The organism is Streptomyces sp. NPDC058052 (assembly GCF_042885515.1).
In the GTDB taxonomy this organism is placed as follows: Bacteria; Actinomycetota; Actinomycetes; order Streptomycetales; family Streptomycetaceae; genus Streptomyces.
In genome coordinates this window covers 40,812-59,774 of record NZ_JBHVRX010000017.1, presented here as the reverse complement: position 1 = coordinate 59,774, position 18,963 = coordinate 40,812, and the positions used below count along the sequence as shown (strand labels likewise).

At 73.4% G+C, this 18,963-nt stretch carries 20 protein-coding genes; 13 read left to right on the top strand and 7 right to left on the bottom strand.

The features are described from left to right. Positions 1-96 precede the first annotated feature (96 nt). The 8 genes from tsaB (at position 97) to ACFVU3_RS23035 (ending at position 5,922) form a co-directional block, all read left to right on the top strand. Positions 97-756 (top strand): tRNA (adenosine(37)-N6)-threonylcarbamoyltransferase complex dimerization subunit type 1 TsaB, encoded by a 660-nt coding sequence (gene tsaB / locus ACFVU3_RS23070; RefSeq protein ID WP_390068873.1) that lies wholly within the window; start codon positions 97-99, stop codon positions 754-756. Between the two features lie 38 nt (positions 757-794). Next, positions 795-1,256, top strand: a complete 462-nt coding sequence (rimI, locus tag ACFVU3_RS23065) for a ribosomal protein S18-alanine N-acetyltransferase (RefSeq protein WP_390069055.1) — start codon at positions 795-797, stop codon at positions 1,254-1,256. Then, a complete protein-coding gene (tsaD, locus tag ACFVU3_RS23060) occupies positions 1,256-2,365 on the top strand; it encodes a tRNA (adenosine(37)-N6)-threonylcarbamoyltransferase complex transferase subunit TsaD (protein ID WP_390068871.1) in 1,110 nt (369 codons plus the stop codon). The genes rimI and tsaD overlap by 1 nt, the downstream gene beginning before the upstream one ends. Then, positions 2,362-2,616, top strand: coding sequence for a hypothetical protein (locus ACFVU3_RS23055; RefSeq protein ID WP_390068870.1), 255 nt, complete (start codon positions 2,362-2,364; stop codon positions 2,614-2,616). Before tsaD ends, ACFVU3_RS23055 begins: the two co-directional genes overlap by 4 nt. Positions 2,617-2,671: 55 nt before the next feature. Further along, the gene (locus tag ACFVU3_RS23050; RefSeq protein WP_390068868.1) at positions 2,672-3,508 is read left to right on the top strand and encodes a polysaccharide deacetylase family protein; all 837 of its coding nucleotides are present in this window, start codon (positions 2,672-2,674) and stop codon (positions 3,506-3,508) included. Between the two features lie 96 nt (positions 3,509-3,604). After that, positions 3,605-3,970 (top strand): YciI family protein, encoded by a 366-nt coding sequence (locus ACFVU3_RS23045; RefSeq protein ID WP_390068866.1) that lies wholly within the window; start codon positions 3,605-3,607, stop codon positions 3,968-3,970. 16 nt (positions 3,971-3,986) lie between these two features. After that, a complete protein-coding gene (locus ACFVU3_RS23040; protein ID WP_390068865.1) occupies positions 3,987-5,246 on the top strand; it encodes an RNA polymerase sigma factor in 1,260 nt (419 codons plus the stop codon). 10 nt (positions 5,247-5,256) lie between these two features. Further along, a complete protein-coding gene (locus tag ACFVU3_RS23035; protein ID WP_390068863.1) occupies positions 5,257-5,922 on the top strand; it encodes a hypothetical protein in 666 nt (221 codons plus the stop codon). Here the strand turns inward: ACFVU3_RS23035 and ACFVU3_RS23030 are convergent. After that, positions 5,858-7,051 carry a methyltransferase domain-containing protein gene (locus tag ACFVU3_RS23030; protein WP_390068862.1) on the bottom strand — a complete coding sequence of 398 codons (1,194 nt, stop codon included), beginning with the start codon at positions 7,049-7,051 and terminating at the stop codon, positions 5,858-5,860. The two genes, ACFVU3_RS23035 and ACFVU3_RS23030, sit on opposite strands and share 65 nt — an antisense overlap. Before the next feature lie 141 nt (positions 7,052-7,192). Here ACFVU3_RS23030 and ACFVU3_RS23025 point away from each other — a divergent pair, with 141 nt between their 5' ends. The 4 genes from ACFVU3_RS23025 to groL all read left to right on the top strand — a co-directional run bounded on the left by ACFVU3_RS23025 (position 7,193) and on the right by groL (position 10,766). Next, entirely contained in the window at positions 7,193-8,107 is a 915-nt protein-coding gene (locus ACFVU3_RS23025; RefSeq protein WP_390068861.1) for a polysaccharide deacetylase family protein, read from the top strand. After that, positions 8,104-8,268 (top strand): hypothetical protein, encoded by a 165-nt coding sequence (locus ACFVU3_RS23020; RefSeq protein WP_390068860.1) that lies wholly within the window; start codon positions 8,104-8,106, stop codon positions 8,266-8,268. Before ACFVU3_RS23025 ends, ACFVU3_RS23020 begins: the two co-directional genes overlap by 4 nt. Positions 8,269-8,723: 455 nt before the next feature. After that, entirely contained in the window at positions 8,724-9,032 is a 309-nt protein-coding gene (groES, locus tag ACFVU3_RS23015; RefSeq protein WP_390068859.1) for a co-chaperone GroES, read from the top strand. 105 nt (positions 9,033-9,137) lie between these two features. Continuing rightward, positions 9,138-10,766, top strand: coding sequence for a chaperonin GroEL (gene groL, locus ACFVU3_RS23010; RefSeq protein ID WP_390068858.1), 1,629 nt, complete (start codon positions 9,138-9,140; stop codon positions 10,764-10,766). 90 nt (positions 10,767-10,856) lie between these two features. Here groL and ACFVU3_RS23005 read toward each other — a convergent pair whose 3' ends face one another. From ACFVU3_RS23005 to ACFVU3_RS22980, 6 genes are all read right to left on the bottom strand, one after another. Next, entirely contained in the window at positions 10,857-11,555 is a 699-nt protein-coding gene (locus ACFVU3_RS23005; RefSeq protein ID WP_390068857.1) for an ester cyclase, read from the bottom strand. Between the two features lie 43 nt (positions 11,556-11,598). Continuing rightward, on the bottom strand, positions 11,599-12,618 hold the full coding sequence (locus ACFVU3_RS23000; RefSeq protein ID WP_390068856.1) for a hydroxyacid dehydrogenase: 1,020 nt from the start codon (positions 12,616-12,618) through the stop codon (positions 11,599-11,601). A 17-nt stretch (positions 12,619-12,635) separates the two neighbouring features. Further along, entirely contained in the window at positions 12,636-13,478 is an 843-nt protein-coding gene (locus ACFVU3_RS22995; RefSeq protein WP_390068855.1) for a carbohydrate ABC transporter permease, read from the bottom strand. Then, positions 13,475-14,365 (bottom strand): carbohydrate ABC transporter permease, encoded by an 891-nt coding sequence (locus tag ACFVU3_RS22990; RefSeq protein WP_390068853.1) that lies wholly within the window; start codon positions 14,363-14,365, stop codon positions 13,475-13,477. Before ACFVU3_RS22990 ends, ACFVU3_RS22995 begins: the two co-directional genes overlap by 4 nt. A 4-nt stretch (positions 14,366-14,369) precedes the next feature. After that, the gene (locus tag ACFVU3_RS22985) at positions 14,370-15,686 is read right to left on the bottom strand and encodes an ABC transporter substrate-binding protein (RefSeq protein WP_390068852.1); all 1,317 of its coding nucleotides are present in this window, start codon (positions 15,684-15,686) and stop codon (positions 14,370-14,372) included. Between the two features lie 108 nt (positions 15,687-15,794). Continuing rightward, positions 15,795-16,904 (bottom strand): substrate-binding domain-containing protein, encoded by a 1,110-nt coding sequence (locus ACFVU3_RS22980; RefSeq protein ID WP_390068850.1) that lies wholly within the window; start codon positions 16,902-16,904, stop codon positions 15,795-15,797. Between the two features lie 205 nt (positions 16,905-17,109). On the opposite strand from ACFVU3_RS22980, the gene ACFVU3_RS22975 reads away from it, so the two are divergent. After that, positions 17,110-18,945 (top strand): DUF2264 domain-containing protein, encoded by a 1,836-nt coding sequence (locus tag ACFVU3_RS22975; protein WP_390068848.1) that lies wholly within the window; start codon positions 17,110-17,112, stop codon positions 18,943-18,945. Positions 18,946-18,963 lie beyond the last annotated feature (18 nt).

Here is an 18,963-nt window from a genome sequence, read left to right as displayed (position 1 = left end):
GCCGAGCCTGACGCGCTGTCGGGCCTGACGGTAGCAGCCGGGTCCCGGGACGGCCGCGCGCCGCATCGCCCGCTCGTGGCGCCGTAGGCTGTTCGCGTGCTGTTGCTCGCCATGGATACCGCCACCCCCGCCGTCACCGTCGCCCTCCACGACGGCACGGCCGTCGTCGCCGAGTCGACCGGCGTCGACGCCCGCCGCCACGGGGAGCTGCTGCTCCCCGCCGTCGACCGGGTCCTCAAGGAGGCCGGGACCGCGCTCGACGCGGTGACCGGCATCGTCGTCGGCGTCGGCCCGGGCCCCTACACCGGACTCCGGGTCGGGCTCGTCACCGCCGCCGCCTTCTCCTCCGCCCTCGGCGGGGTGCCCGTGCACGGCCTGTGCACCCTCGACGGCCTCGCCTACGCCTCCGGCATCGAGGGCCCCTTCGCCGTGGCGACGGACGCCCGCCGCAAGGAGGTCTACTGGGCGCGGTACGACGACGCCCGCACCCGGGTCACCGACGCCTCCGTCGACCGGCCCGCCGACATCGCCGAGCGGCTCGCCGGGCTGCCCGTCGTCGGCGCGGGCGCCCTGCTCTACCCGGACGCCTTCCCCGACGCCCGCGGCCCCGAGCACCAGTCCGCCGCCGCGCTCGCCGCCCTCGCGGCGGAGCGGCTCGCGGCCGGCGGCGAGGGCTTCCTGGACCCGCGGCCGATGTACCTGCGGCGGCCCGACGCCCAGGTGCCGAAGAACTACAAGGTGGTCACCCCCCAGTGAGCGGGGCAGCGGCGACCGGCGGTGCCGTCCTGCGCGAGATGCGCTGGTGGGACCTGCCGGAGGTGCTCGCCCTGGAGGCTGGGCTCTTCCCCGAGGACGCCTGGTCGGAGGGGATGTTCTGGTCCGAGCTGGCGCACGCGCGCGGCCCCCGGGCCACCCGCCGGTACGTCGTCGCCGAGACCCCCTCCGGGAGGCTCGCCGGATACGCGGGGCTGGCGGCGGCCGGCGGGCTCGGGGACGTCCAGACCATCGCCGTCGCCCGCGAGCAGTGGGGCACCGGGCTCGGCGCCCGGCTCCTCACCGACCTCCTCCAGCACGCCACGGCCTTCGAGTGCGACGAGGTCCTGCTCGAAGTGCGCGTGGACAACACCCGGGCGCAGAAGCTGTACGAGCGCTTCGGCTTCGAGCCCATCGGCTTCCGGCGCGGTTACTACCAGCCGGGCAACGTCGACGCGCTCGTGATGCGACTGACTGTTCAAGGAACTGGGACCGATATCTGATGGCTGCTGACGAACCCCTCGTGCTCGGCATCGAGACCTCCTGCGACGAGACCGGCGTCGGCATCGTCCACGGGACCACGCTCCTCGCCGACGCCGTGGCCTCCAGCGTCGACACCCACGCCCGTTTCGGCGGCGTCGTGCCCGAGATCGCCTCCCGGGCCCACCTGGAGGCGATGGTCCCCACGATCGAGCGGGCCCTGAAGACCGCCGGCGTCTCCGCGAAGGACCTGGACGGCATCGCCGTCACCGCGGGCCCCGGTCTCGCGGGCGCGCTGCTCGTCGGCGTCTCCGCCGCCAAGGCGTACGCCTACGCGCTGGGCAAGCCGCTCTACGGCGTCAACCACCTGGCCTCGCACATCTGCGTCGACCAGCTGGAGCACGGCCGGCTGCCCGAGCCGACGATGGCGCTGCTGGTCTCCGGCGGGCACTCCTCGCTGCTGCTCTCCACCGACATCACCTCCGACGTGCGGCCGCTGGGCGCCACCATCGACGACGCCGCGGGCGAGGCGTTCGACAAGATCGCCCGCGTCCTCGACCTGGGCTTCCCCGGCGGACCGGTCATCGACCGGCTCGCCAGGGAGGGCGACCCGGCCGCCATCGCGTTCCCGCGCGGCCTGAGCGGCGCCAAGGACCCCGCGTACGACTTCTCCTTCTCCGGCCTGAAGACCGCCGTGGCCCGCTGGATCGAGGCGAAGCGGGCGGCCGGCGAGGAGGTGCCGGTCCGGGACGTGGCCGCCTCCTTCCAGGAGGCCGTCGTCGACGTCCTCACCCGCAAGGCCGTCCGGGCCTGCAAGGACGAGGGCGTCGACCACCTGATGATCGGCGGCGGCGTCGCCGCCAACTCCCGGCTCCGCGCCCTCGCCCAGGAGCGCTGCGAGCGGGCCGGGATCCGGCTCCGGGTGCCCCGGCCGGGCCTGTGCACCGACAACGGCGCCATGGTCGCCGCGCTCGGCTCGGAGATGGTCGCGCGGGGCCGGGCCGCCTCCGACCTGGAGCTGTCGGCGGACTCCTCGCTGCCGGTGACGGACCCGCACGTCCCCGGCGCCCACTCCCACGCGCACGACCACGACCACGTGCACGAGATCAGCAAGGAGAACCTGTACTCGTGAGGGTCACGCTCATGTGGGAGGCCCGGGCCGTGCAGGGCCGGGGCGCCGAGCTCCTGGAGTGGGCGCGGGCCCGGGTCCTGGCGCGTGAGCCGCTGCGCCGGGAGGTCTTCCGGGCCCCGCAGGACCGGGTCCTCGTCCTCACCTGGTGGGAGGCGGACGCCTTCGACGCCGAGCTCCCCGAGCTGCCGGAGCCGGACGCGGAGCTGATCACCCGTCCGGTCCACCGGTGGCGCTTCGAATCGGTCGAATAGGCAAAACGTTCGACGATAGGGCAACCTTTCGGGCTGACCGGGCATCCCACAGCCCGTGAAGAAACAGATCGCGGTGTGGGCGGCGCTGACCGCCGTGACGCTCCTGATGACGGGCTGCACGGCCCCGGCCCCGGCGGCCGTCCCCGTCCCGGCGGCGCCCTCCCCGGAGGCCGCCGCCCCGGAGCCGGCCCGGGCCCCCGAGGCCGCGCGGGCCGCCGCGTACCGGAAGTGGGGCCTGAAGCCCCTCGCGGCGCCGCCCGCCCCGCCCGCCGTCAAGCCGGTGGTGCGGGCGCCCGGCGGCCCGGTCCCGGTGATCAGCGACATCCCCACCGAGGACAAGGTCGTCTTCCTCACCATCGACGACGGGGCCGAGAAGGACCCCGGGTTCGTGCGGATGATGGACGAGCTGGACGTCCCCTTCACGATGTTCCTCACCGACTCGGTGATCAGCGGGAACTACGGCTACTTCGACCCGCTCGTCGCCCAGGGCCACGGCGTCGCCAACCACACCCTCACCCACCCGAACCTGCGCACCCTCGCGCCGGAGGCCCAGCGCCGGGAGATATGCGGCCAGCAGGAGAAGCTGCGGAAACGGTACGGCTCCGCCCCGCGCCTCTTCCGACCGCCGTTCGGCAACTGGAACGAGGCGACCCGCGCCGCCGCCGGCACCTGCGGGGTGGACGCGATCGTGCTCTGGCGCGAGTCCATGCAGATCAAGAACATGCAGTACCAGCGCGGCGACCGGAAGCTCCACCCCGGCGACATCGTCCTCGCCCACTTCCGCGGCCCCGCCGAGCTCAAGGGCCGCACGATGACCGAGATGACCGCCACCCTGCTGCGGAAGATCCAGGAACAGGGCTTCACGGTGGCCCGCCTGGAGGACTACGTCTAGAAATTCTCCGGGCGCGGTGTCGATGCGGGCCCGGCCCGTTCGACGTATGTGTGGAAGGCGGGGAACGGCCCCGCCACCGCACCCCCAGGAGTCACCATGCCCCGCTTCCTCTCCCTCGTCCGCATCGAGGAGAACACCATCGACATGGAGAGCGCCGACCCCGGCTTCGAGGCACGGATGGGCGCGCTCTTCGAGGAGATCACCAAGGCCGGCGTCATGGTCGACACCGCCGGCCTCCGGCCGACCGCCGAGTCCACCCGCATCACCTGGTCGGACGGGAAGCTGTCCTTCACCGACGGCCCCTTCACCGAGACCAAGGAGGTCGTCGGCGGCTACGCGATGCTCCAGTGCAAGGACATGGCCGAGGCCGTCGAGTGGGGCAAGCGGTTCCTCGCCGTCCACCCGCCGCAGTGGACGGTCGGCCTGGAGGTCCGCGAGGTCGAGGAGATGCCGGAGGGCTGACCCGCCCTGTGCTGTCATGGGGGGCGTGACGGTGCGGAGCACGCTGGAGACGGTCTTCCGGATGGAGTCGGCGCGGATCATCGCCACGGTGACGCGGATCGTCCGGGACGTCGGCATCGCCGAGGAGATCGCCCAGGACGCGCTCGTCGCCGCCCTGGAGCAGTGGCCGCGGTCGGGCGTCCCGGACAGCCCGGGAGCCTGGCTGACGGCCACCGCCAAGCACCGCGCCGTCGATCTCGTGCGGCGCCGCGAGACGTACGCGCGCAAGCTCGCCGAGGTCGGCCGGGGGCTCCCGGAGGAGACGTACGACCCCGAGCCCTCCGGCCCCGGCGACATCGACGACGACGTGCTCCGGCTCGTCTTCACCACCTGCCACCCGGTGCTCTCCGCCGAGGCCCGGGCGGCGCTCACGCTGCGGCTCGTCGGCGGGCTCGGGACGGACGAGATCGCCCGCGCCTTCCTCGTCCCGGAGGCGACCGTCGCCGCCCGGATCACCCGCGCCAAGCGGTCCCTCGCCCGGGCCGGCGTCGAGTTCGAGGTGCCGTACGGGGCCGAGCGGGCGGCCCGGCTCGGCTCGGTCCTGGAGGTCGTCTACCTGATCTTCAACGAGGGGTACGCGGCCACCGCCGGCGACGACCTGCTGCGGCCCGGGCTCTGCGAGGACGCGCTCCGGCTGGCCCGCGGCCTCGCCGCCCTCATGCCCGGCGAGAGCGAGGTGCACGGTCTCGCCGCCCTCCTCGAACTCCAGGCGTCCCGCGTCCCCGCCCGCACCGGCCCCGACGGGCGGCCGGTGCTCCTCGCCGAGCAGGACCGGCGGCGCTGGAACCGGCTCCTCGTCCGGCGCGGCTACGACGCCCTCGCCCGCGCCGGCGACGGACGCGGCTACGGCCCGTACGCCCTCCAGGCCGCCATCGCCGCCTGCCACGCCCGGGCCGGCTCGTACGGGGAGACGGACTGGGCGGTGATCGCCGGGCTGTACGGGCGGCTCATGGAGCTGGCCCCGTCACCGGTGGTCGAGCTGAACCGGGCGGTGGCCGTCTCGATGGCCGAGGGGCCCGCCGCGGCGCTCCCGCTCGTCGACGCCCTCGCCGCCGAACCCGCCCTGGCCCGCTACCACCTGCTGCCGAGCGTCCGCGGCGACCTGCTCGCCCGGCTGGGCCGCGCGGACGAGGCACGCGCCGAGTTCGCGCGGGCGGCGGAGCTGACGCGGAACGAGCGGGAGCGGGCGCTGCTGCGGGCGCGGGCGGGTGAACTCCCGTCCGGGGAGGGGCCGTAGGCTGCTCGGCATGTCCCCGCGCACGCCCCTGCCCCCGCCGCCCCCGCCCGCCGAGCTCCGGAGCTGGCCCGACCGGCACGCGCGGCTCGCGGACCGGGCGCTCGCGCTCGACGTGCTGGGGAACCGGCTGCTCGGCGGCGGGCGGCTCGCCCTCTTCGGCTGCGCGGTGCTGCTGCTCCAGGTGGGCTGGGGCATGGTGGGCATGCTGCTGATCGACGCCGGCGAGGCGATCCTCGACCCCATCACCTTCCTGATCGGTCTGACCGCCGCGCTCCTCGGCCTCGGCGTGATGGCGCCGGGGGTCTGGCTCGTGGTGCGCGGGGTGCGGCAGGACCGCGTGATGCGCGCGCGGCTCCTCGCCTGGGCCGTGCTGGACCGGGACGCGGCGGCCGACGCGCGGCTGCGCCGACCCGTCCTGAGCGCCTGCTGGATGCTGCTCTCCGCCGTCCTGTGCGGCCTCGGGCTGTGGCTCGGCTTCGCCGTGCCGGCCGGGGCGACGCTGCGGGACGGGGGCCACTACTTCGTCGCGTACGGCATGGGCGCCGCGCTCATCTTCTGGATCAACGGCCTGATCGGGCTGTTCAAGTCCGTCGGGCACTACCGGATGGCGATCAGGACCGTCCCGCTGCGGCCGGGTGCCCGATCAGCATCGTCGGGGCCCCCGCGACACGTGTGAGCAGGACCGTCGCCGAGTGCGGGCCCTTCGGCCGCACCTTCCGGCGGATCTCCTCGGGCTCGACGGCCGAGCCGCGCTTCTTCACGGTCAGCGTGCCCACCTCGCGCTCCCGGAGCAGGGCCTTCAGCTTCTTGAGGTTGAAGGGCAGCACGTCGGTGATCTCGTAGGCGGAGGCGTACGGGGTGGGGGTCAGGGTGTCGGCGGTGACGTAGGCGATCGTCGGGTCGATCAGGCCGCCGCCCAGCTCCTCGGCGGCCTCGGCGACCAGATGGGCGCGGATGACGGCGCCGTCCGGCTCGTAGAGGTAGCGGCCGACCGGGCGGACCGCCGGGTCGGGCAGACCGCGGCCGGTGAGGGTGGCGCCGGACGGCAGCAGGGTGGCGCGGCGGGCGCCCGGCTCCGTGCCGAACCAGAGGACCGCCTCCTTCACGTCGCCGCCGTCCGAGATCCACTCGGCCTCGGCCTCCGCGGGGACGGTCTCGTGGGGGATGCCGGGGGCGATCTTCAGCGCCGCGCGCGGGGCCTTGCGGGCGGCCTCCATGGCCCAGGAGAGCGGCGGGGAGTACGCCTCGGGGTCGAAGATCCGGCCCCGGCCGCCGCGCCGCGCCGGGTCGACGAAGACGGCGTCGTACGGGCTGGTGTCGATCTCGGTGACGTCGGCGCAGCGGACCTCGATCAGCTCCGCGAGGCCGAGCGCGGCGGCGTTGGCGCGGGCGACCTCGGCGGTGAGCGGGTCGCGGTCGACGGCGAGGACGGAGATGCCGGCGCGGGCGAGCGCGAGCGCGTCGCCGCCGATCCCGGAGCAGAGGTCGGCGACTCCGGTGACGCCGAGGGCCTTGAGCCGGGCGGCGCGGTAGGTGCCGACGGTCGCGCGGGTGGACTGCTCGACGCCGTTCGGCGTGAAGTACATGCGGTACGCGTCCTCGGCGCCGAACTTCGCCACCGCCCGCTGCCGCAGCCGGGCCTGCCCGAGCGCCGCCGAGACCAGCGCGGCGGGGTGGTCGCGGCGCAGCCGGGAGGCGACCGCCAGTTCCTGGGCGGGGTCGTAGTCGCGCAGGGCGGCGAGGAGCGTCTGGCCCTCGGGGGAGAGCAGGGCGTGGAAGGCGGCGAGGTCGGTCACCCGTCCCATTGTGCTGCCTCGGGCCGGCGGGGCCGGGCTGTGGGCCGGGCGGGGGACGGTGCGGCGGGTACGGCGGTGTCGTGGCCGGACGGGGCGGTCGCGCTGACAGGATGCGGCGCCATACCGGTCGTACGACAAAAGGAAGAAATGATGGCAAAGGGTCAGCCGCGTCGTGCCCTGGGTGCCGCGCTCCTCGTCGCCGCGCTCACCTCCACCGCCGCCTGCGCGGGCGGCTCCGAACCCGGGTCCTCCGGCCCGCCCGCCCCCGCCGCCGGCCAGCAGGCCCCGGCGAAGACCGCCGCCCAGCTCGCCCGCGAGAAGAAGGCCGCGCTGGCCGAGCGGCGGGCCGTCCGGGCCGCCGCCGCGAAGAAGTGGGGCCTCAAGCTGACCCCCCTCGAAGCGCCCGCCCCGCCGCGGACCAAGCCGAGGATCACCACCCGGAAGGGCTTCGAGACCGACGGCGAGGGCCTCCCGCCCGTCTTCACCACGGTCCCCACCAAGGAGAAGGTCGTCTTCCTGACGATCGACGACGGCGCCGAGAAGGACCCCGAGCTCATCCGGATGATGAGCGACCTGAAGATCCCGTACAGCGCCTTCCTCAGCGACTACGTGGTCAGCGACGACTACCCCTACTTCGCGCGGATGCAGAAGTCGCAGCCGGGCGGGGTCGCGCTCCACAACCACACGCTGAACCACAAGTACCTGCCCGGACTCTCCTACGCGCGCCAGAAGCGGGAGATCTGCGGGATGCAGGACGTCATCGAGAAGAAGTACGGCAAGCGCCCCGAGCTCTTCCGGCCCCCGTACGGCAACTACAACGAGGACACCCTGCGCGCCGCGAAGTCCTGCGGCGTCAAGGCCGTCCCGCTCTGGGCCTCCGAGGCGTTCCCCGACCACATGGAGTGGCGCGAGTGGGACCGCGACCTGCACCCCGGCGACATCGTCCTCACCCACTTCCGCGGCGAGGAGGACTGGAAGGGCAGCATGCCCGACATGATCCGCCGGGTGATGAACGTGATCACGTCCAAGGGCTACGCGGTCGGCAAGCTGGAGGACTACGTATGAGGCTCCGCCCGCTCGTGGTCGCGGCCCTGCTGCTGGGCCTCACCGGCTGCGCCTCCGCCGTCGACCCCCTCGAACGCCTCGGCCGCAAGGCGGTCGAGCGCGTCGGCGACCGGGAGGCGGGCGACACCGGGCGGGTCCGGGCGGAGGGCGCCGGGAGCTGAGCCCCCGGACCCGGCCGCACCCGGCCCGCGGCCACGGCGGCGGCGACGGCGGACAGCCCGGCCGGGCCGGCCCCGCCACGCGCCGGCCGTGGCTCCGCAGCGCCCGGCCGGCCGCCGCCGCGATCACGGTGAGGGCGGGATCGGCGGACGGGTGGACCCGGGGCCGGGGAGGCTCCTGCCCGCACCTTCGTACGGAACACCGGCCTCCGCCCGCACGTTCCCCCGATCGAGGCCGGATCGCGGCGCGGCCGGGCCCTCCCGGGACCGCCACGAGGTGAGGAATTGGCACTCCGCTTGACCGAGTGCTAATCGCGGTCATAGTCTCGGCTCTGGCACTCCCCACTGGAGAGTGCCAACACAGCGACGGGCAGGTCCGGCACCCGCGACGACGGATCCACCTGGTCGCCACCTCAGACAGTTAACCCCGCGAGATCTCCGAAGGGGGAGGTCGGATCGTGACGACCGTCAGCTCCAAGGTTGCCATCAAGCCGCTCGAGGACCGCATCGTGGTCCAGCCGCTCGACGCCGAGCAGACCACGGCCTCGGGCCTGGTCATTCCGGACACCGCGAAGGAGAAGCCCCAGGAGGGCGCCGTCCTCGCCGTGGGCCCGGGCCGCTTCGAGAACGGCGAGCGCCTGCCGCTCGACGTCAAGGTCGGCGACGTCGTGCTCTACAGCAAGTACGGCGGCACCGAGGTGAAGTACAACGGCGACGAGTACCTCGTCCTCTCGGCCCGCGACGTGCTCGCGGTCATCGAGAAGTAAGACGACGTACCTGCATTGAACCGCGCCCCTGACCCCTTGATCTCTTGGGCGTCCGGGGCGCGGTTTGTTTTCCCACACGATTTCCGAGAGGGCTGAATCGCTCCCATGGCGAAGATCCTGAAGTTCGACGAGGACGCCCGTCGCGCCCTTGAGCGCGGCGTCAACAAGCTGGCCGACACGGTGAAGGTGACGATCGGCCCCAAGGGCCGCAACGTCGTCATCGACAAGAAGTTCGGCGCCCCCACCATCACCAACGACGGTGTCACGATCGCCCGCGAGGTCGAGATCGAGGACCCGTACGAGAACCTCGGCGCCCAGCTCGTCAAGGAGGTGGCGACCAAGACCAACGACATCGCGGGTGACGGCACCACCACCGCCACCGTGCTCGCCCAGGCGCTCGTCCGCGAGGGTCTGCGCAACGTCGCCGCCGGCGCCTCCCCGGCCGCCCTGAAGAAGGGCATCGACGCCGCGGTCAAGGCCGTCTCCGACGAGCTGCTCGCCACCGCGCGCCCGATCGACGACAAGTCCGACATCGCCGCCGTCGCCGCGCTCTCCGCGCAGGACCAGCAGGTCGGCGAGCTCATCGCCGAGGCGATGGACAAGGTCGGCAAGGACGGTGTCATCACCGTCGAGGAGTCCAACACCTTCGGCCTGGAGCTGGAGTTCACCGAGGGCATGGCCTTCGACAAGGGCTACCTCTCCCCGTACATGGTCTCCGACCAGGAGCGTATGGAGGCCGTCCTCGACGACCCGTACATCCTGATCAACCAGGGCAAGATCTCCTCCATCCAGGACCTGCTGCCCCTCCTGGAGAAGGTCATCCAGTCCGGTGGCTCCAAGCCGCTGCTGATCATCGCCGAGGACGTCGAGGGCGAGGCGCTCTCCACCCTCGTCGTCAACAAGATCCGCGGCACCTTCAACGCCGTCGCCGTCAAGGCGCCCGGCTTCGGTGACCGCCGCAAGGCGATGCTCCAGGACATGGCCACCCTCACCGGTGCCACCGTCATCGCCGAGGAGGTCGGCCTCAAGCTCGACCAGGCCGGTCTGGACGTGCTGGGCACCGCCCGCCGCGTGACCGTCTCCAAGGACGACACCACCATCGTCGACGGTGGCGGCAAGTCCGAGGACGTCGTGGGCCGCGTCGCGCAGATCAAGGCCGAGATCGACGCCACGGACTCCGACTGGGACCGCGAGAAGCTCCAGGAGCGCCTCGCGAAGCTGGCCGGCGGCGTGTGCGTGATCAAGGTCGGCGCCGCCACCGAGGTGGAGCTGAAGGAGAAGAAGCACCGTCTCGAGGACGCCATCTCCGCGACCCGCGCCGCGGTCGAGGAGGGCATCGTCTCCGGCGGTGGCTCCGCGCTCGTCCACGCCGTGAAGGTGCTGGAGGACAACCTCGGCAAGACCGGCGACGAGGCCACCGGTGTCTCCGTCGTCCGCCGCGCCGCGGTCGAGCCGCTGCGCTGGATCGCCGAGAACGCCGGCCTGGAGGGCTACGTCATCACCTCCAAGGTCTCCGAGCTCGACAAGGGCCAGGGCTTCAACGCCGCCACCGGCGAGTACGGCGACCTGGTCAAGGCCGGCGTCATCGACCCGGTCAAGGTCACCCGCTCCGCCCTGGAGAACGCCGCCTCCATCGCCTCCCTGCTCCTCACCACCGAGACCCTCGTGGTGGAGAAGAAGGAGGAGGAGCCGGCGGACCACGGTCACGGCCACGGTCACGGTCACTCCCACTGACCCCTGACGCCCCGCGCGTCACGAGGCCCGGTGCTCCCGTCGCGGGAGCACCGGGCCTCGCCCGTTCCCCGGGCCCTGCCGGAGCCTTCCTCAGCCCTCCACCGCGCCGAGCTGTCCCATCAGCCCGAGCAGGTCGTACTGCCACCAGCCCTCGACGATCTTCCCGTCGTCGCGGAAGCGGTGGATGGTGGTCCCGGTCATGGTGACCTCCATCCCCGTCGGCTGGAGGCCCATGAAGTCCCCGACGTGGGTCCCCTTCCAGGTCCACCGGGTGCACACGCGGTCGCCGTCGGCGATCTGGTCCTCGACCGTGAACGCGAAGTCGAAGCCCGCGCGCCACTGCTCCACCTCGCGCCGGACCGCGTCCATCCCGAGGGTGTCCACCGGGTTGGTCGGATCGTGGTCGTGGTACCCCTCGGCCAGCAGGCTGTCGAGCAGCGCCAGGTCCGATCCGTTCGCGAACCGCTCGAACATCTGCCGCGCGTTCGCCTTGTACAGCGCCTCGTCCCGGACCACGTCCAGGTCGGTGAAGGTCGGCATCTCGTCACAGAGGGCGACCATCTCCCGGAAGATCCGGTCGGTCTCCGGCAGCTGCGAGTTGCGCATCGCCACGTCGTACGAGGGGAACTCGACGATCTCCACGACGTGCGAGGCGTCGGACCGGTCGGTCCCGACGATGCTGTGGGTGGCGGTCCGTTTCCCCCGGGTCTGCTCGACCCACCGGTCCATGAGCCGGTTGAGCTCCTCGACCCGGCTCGTCCTGCAATCGATGATCTGCACGAAGGTCATGGCCGCCTCCGACCGGGCGAAGCCGCGGATGGACCCCTCCAGTCTAGGCCGAGTGCGTCAGGTCGGCGGCCCTGACCTCCTCGGCGAAGGGTTCGCCCCGGGTGTAGCGGGCGACCTCGTCCAGTGCCTGGTCGGTCATGCGGTGGAGCTCGTTGCCCAGGGAGCCGGCGATGTGGGGCGTGAGCAGGACGTTGGGGAGGGTGTAGAGGGGGGAGTCAGGGGGAGGGAGTTCGGGGTCGGTCACGTCGAGGACGGCGTGGAGGCGGCCGGTGGTCAGGTGGGGGAGGAGGGCGTCCTCGTCGACGAGGGAGCCCCGGGAGGTGTTGATCAGGGTGGCGCCGTCGGGCAGGGCGGCGAGCTGGCGGGCCCCGATCATGCGGTACGTGGACGGGAGTTGGGGCGCGTGCACGGAGACGACCGAGCTGCGGGAGCAGAGTTCGTCCAGGCCGGCGAGGACCGCGCCCGGCGGCGGGACCGTCAGGTACGGGTCGTACAGCAGCACCTCGACGTCGAAGGGGCGGAGGAGTTCGACGACCCGGCGGCCGATGCGGGAGGCGCCGACGATGCCGACCGTGCGGCGGTAGTTGCCCCAGGTGGCGGACTCGGCCAGCCAGGCGTGGCCGGCGCGGAGTTCGGCGTACCGCTGGGCGGAGCGCAGCACCCGCTTCCCGGCGAAGAGGATCGCGGCGAGGGTGTACTCGGCGACCGGCAGCGCGTTGGCGGCGGCCGCGCTGGTGACCTTCAGGCCGCGCTCCCAGCAGGCGTCGGTGATGTGGTGCTTGACCGAACCGGCCGCGTGCACGACGGCCTTGAGGCGCGGTGCGCGGGCCAGCACCTCCGGGGTGAGCGGGGTGGCGCCCCAGCAGGTGAGGAGCAGTTCGGCCTCGGCGAGGGCGGCGGCGGTGCGCGGGTCCGGGGCGGTCAGGTCGTGGGCGACCAGATGCGGATCGGTGCGGGTGAGGGCCGCGAGGCGGCCGCGGTGGACGTCGGTGAGGAGCCGGCCGGCGACGCCGGGGCCCATCGCGAGCAGGAGGGACGGGCGGGTGTCGGTGGTGGGACGCATGGGGGGACCTGGGCTCCTCACTTGACGCTGCCGGCGGTCAGACCGGCCTTCCAGTGCCGCTGGAGCGAGACGAAGGCGAGGACGAGGGGGACGACGGCGAGCAGCGAGCCGGTGACGACGAGCGGGTAGTAGTCGGGTTCGGCGTGGGCGTTGCTGTTCCACGCGTAGAGGCCGAGGCTCAGCGGGAAGAGCTTCTGGTCCGAGAGCATCACCAGGGGGAGGAAGAAGTTGTTCCAGACGGCGGTGAACTGGAAGAGGAAGACGGTCACGAAGCCCGGCATGACCGTGCGCAGACCGATCGACCAGAAGACGCGCATCTCGCCGGCGCCGTCGATCCGGGCCGCCTCCAGCGCCTCCTCGGGGACGTAGGCGGCGCACAGCACCCGGGACAGGTAGACCCCGAAGGGGTTGACGAGGACCGGGAGGAGGACGGCGGCGTAGGTGTTGACGATGCCGATCTCGCTGGCGAGCAGGTACATCGGCAGGGCGAGCGCGGTGGTGGGGACGAGGACGCCGAGGAGGACGAGGCCGAAGAGCTTCTCCTTGCCGCGGAAGTCGTAGACGTGGAAGGCGTATCCGGCGGCGACGCTGATCAGCGCGCAGGCGGCGGCGCCGACCCCGGCGTACAGCAGGCTGTTGAGGTACCAGCGGAAGTAGACGCCGTCGTTGTACTCGGCGAGCCGGGCGAGGTTGCCGCCGAGGTCGAAGCCGTCGAAGGAGAAGGCGTTCCCGGCGAGGAGTCCGCCGGCGTCCTTGGTGGCGGCGGTGACCAGCCAGACGAGCGGGAAGAGCATGTAGCAGGTGGCGAGGAGGAGGACGCCGTTGACGGCGGTCTTCGAGAGCCAGCGGGAGGTGGTCACGCGGCCTTCTCCTTCCGGTCCCTGGTGAGGCGGGTGACGGCGAAGGAGAGGAGCGCGGCCGTCAGCGCCAGCAGGATCGAGGCGGCCGCGGCCAGGCCGTAGTCGTTGCGGTCGAAGGCGGCGGAGTACGCGTACATGTTCGGCGTCCAGGTGGAGGTGACGGCGGAGCCCGTGCCCCTGCTGAGGATCAGCGGTTCGGTGAAGAGCTGGAGGGAGCCGATGACGGTGAAGAGGCCGACCATCGCCAGGGAGCCGCGGAGCAGCGGGATCTTCACGGAGAAGGCGGTGCGCCAGGCGCCGGCCCCGTCGACGGTGGCGGCTTCGAGGACGGAGCGGTCGATGGCCTGGAGGGCGGCGTAGAAGATGATCAGGTTGTAGCCGAGCCACTCCCACAGGGCGATGTTGACGACGGACGGCAGGGCGCCCTCGGGGGAGAAGAAGTCGAAGCCGATCCCGCCGGCCTCCATCGCCTGGACGACCGGGCTGAGCTGGGGCGTGTAGAGGTAGACCCAGATCAGGGCGGCGATGATGCCGGGCACGGCGTGCGGCAGGAAGAGCGCGAGCTGGAAGAAGCGGCGGGCGCGGGCGAGGGCGGTGTCGAGGAGCAGGGCGAGGCCGAGGGCGCCGCCGAGCAGCAGCGGCAGGTAGAGCAGGCAGTAGCCGAGCAGGACGCCGAAGCCGTCGCGGAAGGCCCGGTCACCCAGTGCCGCGGCGTAGTTGCCGAGTCCGGTGAAGACGGTCTCGGAGCCGCCGAAGCCCAGTCCGGACTGCTTCTCGGTGAACAGGCTCAGCCAGACCGCGTATCCGATCGGCACCACCAGCACCGCGGTGAAGAGCAGGAAGAACGGGGTCAGCAGGAGTGCCGCGGCACGGGTGCGGGCCTTCACGTGCTCAGCCCTCGACCTTCAGACCGCGCTTGGTGAGCTCGGCGACGGTGGCGTCGTGGCCGGCCTTCACCGCGTCGGCGAGGGTCGGTCCGCCCGCGGCGACGGCGCCGAAGCGGTCCTTGATGGCGGTGTTGGTGGTGCCGGTGGTGGGGCCCCAGGACCACTGGGAGGAGATGGAGGCGCCGGCGGTCTCGAAGAGGGCGTAGATGTCCTGGCCGCCGTAGAAGCTCGCGTCGAACGCCTTCTTGGCGGCGGGGCGCAGGGCGGTGGCGGCGGGGAAGGCGCTGGAGGTGCCGGAGGTGATGCGGGCCTTGACGCCCTCCTCGGTGGTGGCCATCCAGGTCGCGAACTCGACGGCCGCCGCCTTCTTCGCGCTGTTCTTCGGCACGGCGAAGGTGGAGCCGCCGAGCATGCCGGAGGCGGGCTCGCCGTCCCAGGTGGGCATGGGGGCGACGGCCCACTTGCCGGTCTGCTCGGGGAGGGTGCCCTTGAGGACGCCCGCGCCCCAGGAGGCGCCGAGGTAGCCGAGGGTGGTGCCGTTCTTGAGGGAGCCGGTCCACTCGGGGCTGAAGGAGGCGTTCTTGTGGACGAGGCCGTCGTCGAGGAGGCCCTGCCAGTAGCCGGTGACCTTGGTGGTGGCCGGGTCGGTGGTGTCGATCTTCCAGGTGTCGTTCTCGGCCTTGAACCACTGGGCGCCGGCCTGCCAGGCCATGGCCTCGAAGGTGGTGGGGTCGTCGGGGAAGAAGGTGGCGATACGGGCCTCGGCGTCGGCCTTCTTCACCTGCTCGGCGGCCTTCCGGAAGGCGTCCCAGGTGGCGGGGACCTCGATCCTGTGCTTCTCGAAGAGGTCCTTGCGGTAGTAGAACGCCTGCGGGGCGGCGTCGAAGGGGACGGCCCAGTTCTTGCCGCCGAGGGTGGTGAGTTCGACGGCCTGGGGGAGGAGTCCGGCCCGGGCGGACTCGGGGAAGACGTCGCCGATCTCCTGGAGGGCGCCGGAGGAGACGAACTCGGGGAGCGAGGGGTACTCGATGGAGACGAGGTCGGGGGCGTTGCCGGCCTTCACGGCGTTGGAGATCTTGGCGTAGCCGCCGGCGTTGCCGGAGGGGATCTCCTCGAAGGTCACCTTGATGTCGGTGTGGGAGGCGTTGAAGGCGTCGACGACGTCCTTGGAGCCCTTGGCCCATCCCCAGAAGGTGATGGTCACGGGCTTCCCGCCGGCGGAATCGGCGTCGTCACCGCCCCCGCCGCAGGCCGTGAGCACGGCGAGGGCGGTGGCGGTGCCGGCTATGACGCGGGACGTTCTGCTCCAGGTGAGGCTCACGGCACGGCTCCTGATCGGCGGCGTGGACGGGGTTGGCCGTGATCCTGGGACCGTTCGTGAACGAAGTCAAGAGCGAAAGATTGAATGATCGAAAAAAGATCAGATCGATCAGCGGAGGGAGACCGGCGGGACGGCCCCGCAGGACGCCCGCACCCGCAGCCGCGGCAGCAGGCTCACGTGCCGGCCCGCCGCGTCCTCGTCCGCGCCCCCGGTCAGCCGCTCCACCAGCAGTTCCGTGGCGTGCCTGCCCACCTGCCGCTTCGGCGGGGCGACCGCCGTCAGCGGGATGTCGGCCAGCGCGGCGACCTCGTCGTCGTACGCGATGAGGGCGAGGTCCCGCGGGACCCGCACCCCGAGCGGGGCGAGCCGCTGCATGATCTCGATCGCGTCCACGTCGTTGTGGACGAGCGCCGCGCTCGCCGACCCCGAACGGACCGCCTCGTACAGCGCCCGCACCGCCCGCTCGAACCCCTCCGGATCCGCCTCGGCCGGCACCGAGTCGATCACCGGCCGCGGCTCCTCCAGGCCCAGCACCGCCAGCGCCTCCGTGTACCCGGCCCGCACCGCGAGCGCCGTCGGCGAGTCCCTCCGGGCCACCAGGAGCGGGGTCGCGTGACCGAGGCCGAGCAGGTGGCGCAGGGCGAGCAGCACCCCGTGGGCGTGGTCCGAGGAGACCCGGTCGAGCCCGTCGAGCGCGCTGCCCGGCTCGGCCCGCCGCTCCAGGAGCACGACCGGCACCGGCAGGCCGGCCGGCCAGTCCCCGTAGGCGAGCCGGTCCTCGGGGCCGCGCCAGCCCGGCGCCACGAGCACCCCCTCGGCGCCGGCCGCGAGCAGCCCCTCGGTGCGCGCCCGGTCCTCCTCGGGGCGGTAGTCCGAGATCCGCAGCACCAGCCGCGCGCCGGCCCGGGCGGCCGCCTCGTGCGCCCCCCGGATGACCTCGGCGAAGTAGTACGTGGCGGAGGGCGCGAGCAGGCCGAGGACCAGGCCCTCGCCGGCCCCCGGCCCGGAGTGCGGGGCGCCCGGCGCGGTCGCGCGCGGCCAGGAGACCTGGCCGTGCACCCGGTCGAGCAGGCCCCGCGAGGCCAGCGCCTCCGCGTCCCGGCGGGCGGTGACGGGGGAGACCCCCAGGAGGCCGGCCAGCTCGGCGACGCGGACGGTGCCGCGCTCGCGCACCAGGTCCAGCAGTCGGGCGTGTCGTTCGGCGGCACTCTCGCGCACGTGCGGTTCCCCCTCGCGGTGGTGGTGGTTCCCGGCCTGGGATCCCCTGACCATAGACGAAATGATCGAACGGCGGGAGTTTCGATCATTCGATCCAGATCTCTTGACGATTCGATCGGCCCCCGCCGAGGATTCCGGCGACCGGCCGAAGCCCGCCGGGGCCCCGGCGGCGCGGCCGTCACCCCCACGGATCCCAGGGAGCATCATGCCCATGCCACCGGAGGACCGTGAGCTCAGTCCGCACACCGGCTGGACCCGTGCCCACTGGGAGCACGCCGCCGACCGGCTCCTCCTCGCCGTCCGCCCCCACGCCTCACCGCGCGGCGGCCGGATCGACCTCCCCGGCCCCCGCCCCAGCTGGTCCGGCGCCCGCTCCGACGGCCTGGAGGGCTTCGCCCGCACCTTCCTGCTCGCCGCCCTCCGCGTCGCCGGCGCCCGCGGCGAGGACCCCCACGGCCACCTCGACCGGTACGCCGCCGGACTCGCCGCCGGCACCGCCGCGCCCGGCGCGGACCACGACCCCGACGCCTGGCCCCCGATGGCCGGCACCCGCCAGGCGATCGTCGAGTCCGCCTCGATCGCCCTCGCCCTGCGCCTGACCCGCCCCTGGCTCTGGGACCGCCTCGACGACCGCACCCGCCACCGCGTCGCCGACTGGCTGCTCCCCGCCCTCGGCCCGTCCCCCGTCGACAACAACTGGTGGCTCTTCGGCCTCACCGTCGCCGGCTTCCTCCAGGACGCCGGCGTCGAGACCGACCGCGCCGCCGCCACCGCCGCCCGCTCCCTCGCCCGGATCGAGGACTGGTACCTCGGCGGCGGCTGGTACAGCGACGGCGCCAACCGCGCCTTCGACCACTACAACTCCTGGGCCCTGCACCTCTACCCGGTGCTCCACGCCCACCTCGCCGGCGACCGCGTCCTCCTCGACCGGTACGGGCCCCGGCTCCGCGCCCACCTCGACGACCACACCCGCCTCTTCGACGCGAACGGCGCCCCCGTCCCGTACGGACGCTCCCTGATCTACCGCTTCGCCGCGGCCGCCGCCCCCTGGCTCGGCACCCTCACCGGCCACACCCCGCTCACCCCGGGCGCCACCCGCCGCCTCGCCTCCGGCTCCCTGCGGTACTTCCTCGACCGCGGCGCCACCGACGACCGCGGCCTGCTCACCCTCGGCTGGCACGGCCCCCACCCGCCGCTCGTCCAGCCCTACTCCGGCCCCGGCTCCCCCTACTGGGCCGCCAAGGGCTTCCTCGGCCTGCTGCTCCCCCCGGACCACCCCGCCTGGACCGCCCCCGAGGAACCGCTCCCCGCCGAACGCGCCGACACCGTCCGCCCCTTCGGCCCCACCGGCCTGCTCGTCCAGACCACCGCCGCCGACGGTCTCGTCCGCCTCCACAACCACGGCAGCAACCACGTCGGCGGCGGAGCCGACGGCGACGACCCCGGCTACGCCCGCTTCGCCTACGCCACCCGCACCGGCCCGACCGCCGCCCCCGCCCCCGCCGACAACCACTTCGCGCTGCTCCGCCCCGACGGCACCGCCACCGACCGGGGCCCCGCCGAACCGCTCCCCGGCGGCCCCGACCGGGCCCTCTCCGCGCACCGCCCGCTCCCCGGCGTCCGCGTCGTCTCCGCCACCCTCGCCCACGGCCGCGCCGAACTCCGCGCCCACCTCGTCCTCGACGCCCCCGAGGGCACCCCCGTACGGCAGACCGGCTGGGCCGTCTCCGAAGGACCGGGCGCGCCGGTCTCCCAGCTCCACCCGGTCCACGGCTACGACCCCGGGACCGCGGCCCTGCCGAGCGGGACCACCCTCCAGGGCCCGGCCCCGACCCGTACCCCCGCCGTCCACGGCACCACCCGCGGACCCGCGTCCCTCTTCGTCGCCCTCGCCTCGCTCACCGGCGAGCCCGGCCCGGCCCCGGCCGCCGCGCTCGCGGACGTCCGGATCACCGACGGACCCACCCTGCACGTCACATGGCGGGACGGTGCCGCCTCGCGCCTCGCGCTGCCCGGCCCCGCCGCTCCGCCCACGCCGTGACCGGCGCCCGCGCGACGC